We start from the raw sequence: 7,813 nt of genomic DNA on the forward strand, positions 1-7,813 counted from the left end.
CATTCCCACGCAGAGCGTGGGAACGATCATCTTGCCGAGGTCAGGCCAGTTCTAATTCCAATGCTGGTTTGACCGAGGCCACTTCGAAGCGGTCCGCCAGGAACGGTGTGATGTCCAGTGGCAGCGGTTCGTCGTTGACCAGTTTGTCGAGCAGTACGCCGGTGATCGCCGAGGTCAGGATGCCGGTGCGGAAGTGTCCGCAGGCATTCAGGTAACCTTCTACGCCACGCATTGGCCCGAGGATCGGCAACTCATCCGGCGACCCCGGGCGCAAGCCTGCCCAGGTGCGTTTCAGGTTGACGTCCTTGAGTTCCGGCAGACAACGCACGGCGCCCTGCACCAGCCCGGCGATTTCCGGGTAGGTGGTGGTGACGTCGAAACCTTTGTCTTCGGTGGTGCTGCCGATGAGGATCTCGCCGTTGTCCTTTTGCGCCACGTAGCAGTCGCTGGTGGTCAGGCAGCCGTTGAGGATCTTCGGCATGCGCTCGGTCAGCAGGATCTGGCCTTTGACCGGTTTCACCGGGATCCGAATCCCCGTCGCCCACTCACTCAAATCCGCCGCCCAGGCACCACTGGCGTTGATCAGGGTCTTGCAGTGGAACACGCCCTGCTCGGCCGTCTGCACGCCGGTCACCCGCGTGCCGTGATGCAACACGCCAGTGACGTTGGTGTTGACGTAGATGTCGACGCCGTTCTGCCGCGCGCCTTCCATGTACGCGTCGGCGAGGCGGAACGGGCTGACCTGGTGGTCGCAGAGAAATTCCAACGCGCCGCGTGCTTCATGGCTGACGCTCGGTTCGGCTTCGCGCAATTGCGCTTGATCGAGCCAGCGCACCTGATCAGCCAGATGCGGAATGCAGCCGACGATGTGTTCGGCGTAGAGCCGGTCTTCGTCGTCATAAATCACGAACTTCAGCCCGGTCTTTTCGAACTTGAAATCCATCCCGTGGTTATCTTTCAGCTCGCGGTGCAGCGCCGGGTACAGGGCGTTGGACTGCAAGGCGAAGTCAAAGAACGACTCCGGCAGGATGTGCGGCGTACTCGCGTCCACCGCCACCGCCGCGCCCTGGGTTTCACGCTTGCGATTGGCCGACATCATGCGGAAGAAAATCACCCCGCAGCCGAGGCCGACCGATTCACCGATCGCCCACAAGCCACCGGCCGAGGCACGGGTCGCATTGCCCGGGCGCTTGGCATCGATCAGCGCGACCTTGAGGTTTTTCCGTTTGGACAGTTGATAGGCGCACGACGCCCCGATCACGCCACCACCGGCGATGACCACATCGTAGAACTTACTCATGGGAAGCGGCCTCCGTGCCGACAGGATGGAACGCGGAAAAAGGTATCGGATCAATCGGAAAACGCGGCCGCAGCCAACCGACGTCCTTGCGCCCGGTGGCCTGACGCAGCCGGTCGCTGCAATAGCCAACACACATCCGCCCCTGGCAGTCGCCCATGCTCACGCGAGTGCGCATTTTCAGGCTGGCAATGTCTTGCACGCCCTGCTCCAGCGCGCGATCGATGTCGGCACGGGTCGCATGTTCACACCGGCAGATCACCGTGTCGGCGGCGGGCAATGCGGTCTGGCCGACGCCGCGTTCGGTGTAGCGGTCGACGGCGGCGCGGAAGCGTACGATGGCTTTGAGTTTGCTCAGGTAACGGTCGCGGCGCACACGCGCCAGTTCGTCTTCAAGCACACCTCGCTGCAACAGGATTGACGTTGCGGCGATCTTGCCCGCGAGCATCGCCGCTTCACCGCCACGAATCCCGCCCATGTCACCGGCCAGGTGTACGTGGGGTTCGTTGCTTTGCTGCCAGAGGTTGGCATTGGCGCGCAGGTAACCGTCGTCACTGAAACCGTGATCCAGGCCCATCTGCTGACTCAGTTGCGTGCGCGGAATGAAGCCGTAACCAACCGCCAGGGTCTTCGCTTCGAAGCGTTCGACACGCGACAGGTCAGGCTCCCAGGTGGCCGAATACGGTGCGACGCTGACGCTTTTCAATTCACCCTCGCCATGGGCATCGACCACACCCCAACCGTACTGCATCGGGATGCCGTGCAGTTTCAGGTAGGCGAGCATGCTCAAACCGTCGAGAAACAGCTGCGGCTTGTTCAACAGCGCCAGGCTCTCACGGGCAATCTTGCCGAACGCACAGGCCTCATACACGCCGGCCACGCTGACGCCCGAAGCGTGCAACTGCGTCGCCACCAACGGCAGCAACGGCCCAGTGCCCGCGATGATCACTGGCCCTTGCGGCTTGACCACGCCACTTTTGATTTGCAGTTGCAGGCCACCCAGCATGATCACCCCCGGCAACGTCCAGCCCGGGAACGGCACGCTGCGCTCATGGCAACCAGCGGCGAGCAGCAACTGCGCATACTCGATCTCGTGCAACTGCTCGTCACCGTCCACCACCACCAGGGCGCGGGTGCCTTCAGCACCGACCACGCGGTGGTTGAGGCGCACATCGATCAGCCCGGATTGCTCCTGAAAATCACCGTGCAGTTTGCCCAGCGCCTCGGAATAACGCGGGCCCAGATAATCCAGTTGCACGCCGTCACGTAGCGGCCCGCGATAAACCACACCGCCCAGGCGCGAGGCTTCTTCCAGCAAGGTGCAGCGCACACCGTGGCGCGCCAGTTCGATGGCCGCGGCCATCCCCGCCGGGCCACCGCCGACAATCACCGGTTGCAGGTTCATACGACCTCCTGCGCGCTGATGCGGTTGACCTGGGTTTCAATCTGCATGCCGTCGCGCACCACGGTCTGGCAGGCGCGGCGTTTGTGCCGGCCGTTGATTTTCACCAGGCAGCACTGACACACGCCCATGCCGCAGTAGGCACCGCTGATCTGATCGTGATCGTTGCGTGCGATCTGTCGCACACCGAGGGACTGGATAACGCTGAGGACGGTTTCGCCGATGGCGGCGGTCACCGCTTGGCCATTGATGTGGACGGTCATATCCGCCTGCGCCAACGGCTGGATATCGAAGGTTCTTTCTAGGCAGTGCATTGCGATGTTCATCCGTGAAATTTCGGTTGAGGTTGTGTCAGCTCCTTGCTGCACTACACCGTGTCGACGCGTTTATAGCTGTGATTGGGGCGTCGACGCAGGTACTCCGTCAGCGCAACCAAGGTGCGCGTGAAGCACTGTAGTTCATACCTCAGCAAAGGCCTGGATCATTTACGTTAGGCGATATCGCCAGGCGAAATATTGATCCAGGCCAGTGAAAACAGTCGGATTGTTCAACGATCAGTTGGAGAAGACGAACTGCCCCTTGATCTTTTTCGCGCCGATAAAACCCAGGTCCGGGAACAGCAGCGATTTGACCCAACCGGCGTAGAACACGATCGCGAAAGTGATGCCGACGGCAATCACGGTCGACAGCGGATCCTCCTCATAGCCTTTGAACATGCGCGACACCTGGCTGATGTTGAGGATGATGAAGACCGTGTAGGCCGCCGCGACGTTTTTGTAGAAGCACCAGGCAAACAACAGCGGGACGCCGCCGGCGATCAACATCATGGTCAGTGCCAGGCCGGCGCTGACTTCGTAAAACAGAAAGAACCCGGACACCGCACCAATAAATGCCTGAATACAGATCAGCACGATCAACAACGTGACCTTGAGTGAGTGTTTTTCTCTGAGCACCGGATCCGGCCGGGCACCGATCCAGGCCGCCAACACCCGATCCTTGACCTTGCCGCCCGACAGCGCCTTGAACGTTTCGGTTTTCGAACGCCCGGCCTCGAGCATTTCCACCAACTGGCGTTTGATTTCCTTCTTGTCCAACGTGTTCATCCTTAAAGAGGTGAAAGCGGCCGATCCACTTCCGACGGCGATTCTCGCCGCTGGCCCCCCAGAATGCAAAAAGCCGCTACCACCCGAAGGTGGCAGCGGCCGAGGCATGGGCCCCAATGGTTCGTTGAATCAGTGCACGAACAGGGCGATCAGGATGATGATCGGGATCGGTACACCGAGGAAAAACAGCAGTAATGAGCGCATGGTGATGCTCCTTGTTAACGGACTGGAGTGGTCGTGGTGTAGGTGTCGACTTCAACGTACTCAACCGCATCCCGGCGACGACCGCCGAAGGTGGCTGCGAAGCTGGCAAAGAACGCACCGGCCAACAGCGCGACGAACATCCACAGCGACGTCACGGCAGCGACTTTGGCGGCAGTGTCAGCGGCTTGTTGAGCTTTCAGCTTGGCGTCGGCAATGGCTTTTTGAGTGCGGGCGTAGATCTCGTCGACACGACGTTCAGCATCGGCTTGACTCAGGTTGGTCCGTTGCGCCACCAGTTGCGCCAGATAGGTACGGTCTTCGGCGCTGAGCTGACCGTTGGCCAGGCTCTGGGCGAAGATGCGCGCTACGGCGCCATGTGCGGCGTCATCGCTGACAGAAGCCGGACGGTCATCGCGGAAAAGGTTGTCGATGTAGTAGCCGTACTGGTTGCTGTCGGTGTTGGCCGCAGCAGTACCGGCCGCTTGGGTCATGGCACTGGCTGCGCCGCCGGCGACACTGGCACCGGCCTGCACACCACCACTGATGACGCTACTGACCGAGCCCACCACCAGAATCGCAGTGACCAGCGTCGCCACACACCAGGCGAGGAAGCCATGGGCGGTATCACGGAAATACACTTCATCGCCGTGCATGTTCGCCCACTTCACCCGCAGGCGACCGGCGATGTAGCCACCCATGCCGGAAGCGATGATTTGCGTCACTGCCAGCCAGACGATTGTCGATATGCCCAGGCCCTTGGCGCTGACGCCCTCTCCGGCCCACGGTGAAACGGCAGAGAAACCCAAACCGAAACCGAGCAAAACCAAAATCATCGACAGGGCAGCGGCAGCCGCAGCACCGGCGAAAATCGCGCCCCAGGACACGCCCGAAACGCTGCTCGACTCTTCAACGGCGGGATAAAACCCATCAGGGGATCTATTCATTGTTGTTCTGCTCCAGGCATGAAAAATGGTGTTACAACTCGTCACGAGAGGAATTGCAGCGACCGTGCCAGAAACCGAAATAAAATAAATCGCTGTTATTCAGCAAGTTACAAAGAATGAACTTCCTCAGACCATGCAATTTGCAACAAGCGCCCGATAACAGCGGGTTTTATGCATTGGCACAAATGCCAGTTATTTACGTTTGTAGCTCTTGTTACCGCTCGGCGTCAGGCAATACACCCCGCCACGTGGTCCGGTACAGAATGAACCGGTACCACAGGCGCAACCCTCATCGCTCTGAAGGAAATTTTGCGGCCGTGCCTGCTGGCGCTCGCCAAACATCGCTGCGCAGCTTTTCTTCGAGCCGCTGATCGAGCCGTCATTGCACAGGAACAAGTCGCCGTCGCAGCGATCAATCCCGCCTTTCTTCCCCGAACAAGGCGTGTTGGCCGCCCAGGACGAAGCGCTGCCGATCACCAGCAACAGGCCGAAAATTGGCATCCAGCCACGGCGAATCGAAATACGCACGGAACCACTCCTGTTTTAAATTATGGCCAGATGATATCAACGTTCGTGCAAATTAATCGCCAAGGCGCGCAAATGACAGCTACAACATGAAAGTTAATTTAAAGCGTCACGGAAAATTCTTGGCAAAATGCTGCCATTCCGTTTGAACCGATCAAGGCCTGCGCTATGACTCGTATATTGACCATCGAAGACGACGCCGTGACCGCCCGGGAAATCGTCGCCGAACTGAGCAGCCACGGGCTCGACGTCGACTGGGTCGACAATGGCCGTGAAGGCCTCGACCGCGCCGTGAGCGGCAATTACGACCTGATCACCCTCGACCGCATGTTGCCGGAGCTCGATGGTTTGGCCATCGTCACCACGCTGCGGACCATGGGCGTGGCCACGCCGATTCTGATGATCAGCGCCCTTTCCGATGTCGATGAACGCGTGCGCGGCTTGCGTGCCGGTGGCGATGACTACCTGACCAAACCGTTCGCCACCGATGAAATGGCCGCGCGGGTTGAAGTCTTGCTGCGCCGCCAGAACAGCGTCGCCACCCAGGCGACGACGTTGCAGGTCGCCGACCTTGAGCTGGATTTGATCAGCCACGAAGCGCGCCGCGCCGAGCAGGTGCTGACGCTGCTGCCGACCGAATACAAGCTGCTCGAATTCCTCATGCGCAACAGCGGCCAGATCCTCTCGCGGATGATGATTTTCGAGGAAGTCTGGGGTTATCACTTCGACCCGGGCACCAACCTCATCGACGTGCATATCGGCCGTCTGCGCAAGAAGATCGACGCGGTGGGCAACGTTCCGTTGATCCGCACGGTACGGGGCTCGGGTTATGTCATTGCCGAACCCGTCTGACGGCTGGCGCTCCTCCAGCAGCCGTTTGCTGGCGCTGTACAGTTCGCTGTTCGTGGCCTGGAGCGCGATCCTCATGGGGGTCATGTATTACGAGGTGTCCGGTTACCTCGATAACCTCGCCAAACATTCGCTGATGCAACGTCAGCATTTGTTCTCGCACTTTCGCGGTGCGCAACTGGAAGAAGCCCTCGCCGCGAGCATGACCTTCGACATTCGCGGCATCGACGCCTATGGCTTGTTCGATGCGCAGGGCACGTATCTGGGCGGCGCACTGCAGCAGATCCCCGAGGGCCTGCCGCTGGACGGCAAGATCCACATGCTCGCCGACTGCGCCGATTCCGACGACCCGACCCTGCCCAATGACAGCTGCGACGCCGTCGCCACACAAACCCGCGACGGGCGCTGGCTGGTGTTGCTGCGCGACAACGGTTCGTTGTTTGCGGTAACCCGGATCATTTTGCACGCGTTGTTTTGGGGTGTGTCGCTGACGATTCTGCCGGGGATTGCCGGCTGGCATTTGTTGCGGCGGCGACCGTTGCGGCGTATTCGTGCGATCCAGGCCAGTGCGCAGTCGATTGTTGCCGGCGACCTGACGCATCGATTGCCGCTGTCCAACCGTCGCGATGAACTGGACATGCTCGCGGCCATCGTCAACGCCATGCTTGAGCGTATCGAACGCTTGATGAATGAGGTCAAAGGCGTCTGCGACAACATCGCGCATGATTTGCGCACCCCGCTGACGCGTCTGCGCGCGCAGTTGTATCGCATGCAGCAGCAGGCTGGCGAAGGTTCGCAGGAAGCGGCGCAACTGGATCTGGTGCTGGCGGAAGCGGATACGCTGATGGCGCGGTTTCGCGGGTTGTTGCGGATTTCCGAGCTGGAGGATCGGCAGCGGCGCTCAGGGTTTGTCGAGCTGGATCCGGTGCAACTGCTGGAAGAGCTGCATGAGTTTTACCTGCCACTGGCCGAGGAAGGCGAGTTGCGTTTTGACTTGAACATGCCGGAGACGTTGCCGGCGCTGAACGGTGATCGGGCGTTGCTGTTTGAAGCGTTGGCCAATCTGCTGAGCAACTCGATCAAGTTCACGCCACCCGGCGGCACGGTGATGCTGCGCGGAGTGAATGCCGGTGGGCAGACGCGGATTGAAGTGCACGATTCAGGACCGGGGATTCCCGAGGCCGAGCGCGAGGCGGTGTTCCAGCGTTTCTATCGCGCCGAGGGCGGACAACCGCAGGGTGGTTTTGGTTTGGGCCTGTCGATTGTCGCGGCGATTGTCAGCCTGCATGGCTTCAGCCTCGAAGTCGGCAGCAGCGATCTGGGCGGCGCGAAACTGCTGCTCGATTGCCGACAAAGCCTGATCGAAAATTCCTGACCTCCACCTGATATTCCAGACTAATACGGCCCTTGTGGGAGCTGGCTTGCCAGCGATAGCGGTGGTTCAGTCACCTCCATTGGCGACTGACCCACCGCCATCGCTGGCAAGCCA

8 protein-coding genes are annotated in these 7,813 nt (G+C 60.3%); 2 read left to right on the forward strand and 6 right to left on the reverse strand.

The window, feature by feature from the left end:
• Window positions 1-40: 40 nt before the first annotated feature.
• From hcnC to EJA70_RS11615, 6 genes are all read right to left on the reverse strand, one after another.
• Window positions 41-1,300, reverse strand: a complete 1,260-nt coding sequence (gene hcnC, locus EJA70_RS11590; RefSeq protein WP_158830835.1) for a cyanide-forming glycine dehydrogenase subunit HcnC — start codon at window positions 1,298-1,300, stop codon at window positions 41-43.
• The gene (gene hcnB / locus EJA70_RS11595) at window positions 1,293-2,702 is read right to left on the reverse strand and encodes a cyanide-forming glycine dehydrogenase subunit HcnB (protein WP_158830836.1); all 1,410 of its coding nucleotides are present in this window, start codon (window positions 2,700-2,702) and stop codon (window positions 1,293-1,295) included. Before hcnB ends, hcnC begins: the two co-directional genes overlap by 8 nt.
• Window positions 2,699-3,013: a (2Fe-2S)-binding protein gene (locus EJA70_RS11600; RefSeq protein WP_158830837.1), complete on the reverse strand. Its 315-nt coding sequence runs from the start codon at window positions 3,011-3,013 to the stop codon at window positions 2,699-2,701. The genes hcnB and EJA70_RS11600 overlap by 4 nt, the downstream gene beginning before the upstream one ends.
• A 240-nt stretch (window positions 3,014-3,253) precedes the next feature.
• The gene (locus EJA70_RS11605) at window positions 3,254-3,793 is read right to left on the reverse strand and encodes a hypothetical protein (protein ID WP_158830838.1); all 540 of its coding nucleotides are present in this window, start codon (window positions 3,791-3,793) and stop codon (window positions 3,254-3,256) included.
• 227 nt (window positions 3,794-4,020) lie between these two features.
• Window positions 4,021-4,950 carry a hypothetical protein gene (locus EJA70_RS11610; protein ID WP_008082367.1) on the reverse strand — a complete coding sequence of 310 codons (930 nt, stop codon included), beginning with the start codon at window positions 4,948-4,950 and terminating at the stop codon, window positions 4,021-4,023.
• Between the two features lie 192 nt (window positions 4,951-5,142).
• The gene (locus EJA70_RS11615) at window positions 5,143-5,451 is read right to left on the reverse strand and encodes a hypothetical protein (RefSeq protein WP_178116847.1); all 309 of its coding nucleotides are present in this window, start codon (window positions 5,449-5,451) and stop codon (window positions 5,143-5,145) included.
• Between the two features lie 192 nt (window positions 5,452-5,643).
• Here EJA70_RS11615 and EJA70_RS11620 point away from each other — a divergent pair, with 192 nt between their 5' ends.
• Together EJA70_RS11620 and EJA70_RS11625 are read left to right on the forward strand one after the other, a co-directional pair.
• Window positions 5,644-6,327: a response regulator transcription factor gene (locus tag EJA70_RS11620; RefSeq protein WP_008082365.1), complete on the forward strand. Its 684-nt coding sequence runs from the start codon at window positions 5,644-5,646 to the stop codon at window positions 6,325-6,327.
• Window positions 6,305-7,699: a HAMP domain-containing sensor histidine kinase gene (locus EJA70_RS11625; RefSeq protein WP_008082364.1), complete on the forward strand. Its 1,395-nt coding sequence runs from the start codon at window positions 6,305-6,307 to the stop codon at window positions 7,697-7,699. The genes EJA70_RS11620 and EJA70_RS11625 overlap by 23 nt, the downstream gene beginning before the upstream one ends.
• Window positions 7,700-7,813: the final 114 nt, after the last annotated feature.

Source organism: Pseudomonas sp. PB103 (genome assembly GCF_009764635.1).
In the GTDB taxonomy this organism is placed as follows: Bacteria; Pseudomonadota; Gammaproteobacteria; order Pseudomonadales; family Pseudomonadaceae; genus Aquipseudomonas.

Bases quoted from the DNA above. Each gene is read 5' to 3' on its own strand.
- EJA70_RS11625 (WP_008082364.1), top strand. From the start codon at position 6,305: ATGTCATTGCCGAACCCGTCTGACGGCTGGCGCTCCTCCAGCAGCCGT.
- hcnC (WP_158830835.1), bottom strand. From the start codon at position 1,300: ATGAGTAAGTTCTACGATGTGGTCATCGCCGGTGGTGGCGTGATCGGG.
- EJA70_RS11615 (WP_178116847.1), bottom strand. From the start codon at position 5,451: ATGCCAATTTTCGGCCTGTTGCTGGTGATCGGCAGCGCTTCGTCCTGG.
- EJA70_RS11620 (WP_008082365.1), top strand. From the start codon at position 5,644: ATGACTCGTATATTGACCATCGAAGACGACGCCGTGACCGCCCGGGAA.
- EJA70_RS11610 (WP_008082367.1), bottom strand. From the start codon at position 4,950: ATGAATAGATCCCCTGATGGGTTTTATCCCGCCGTTGAAGAGTCGAGC.
- EJA70_RS11600 (WP_158830837.1), bottom strand. From the start codon at position 3,013: ATGCACTGCCTAGAAAGAACCTTCGATATCCAGCCGTTGGCGCAGGCG.
- hcnB (WP_158830836.1), bottom strand. From the start codon at position 2,702: ATGAACCTGCAACCGGTGATTGTCGGCGGTGGCCCGGCGGGGATGGCC.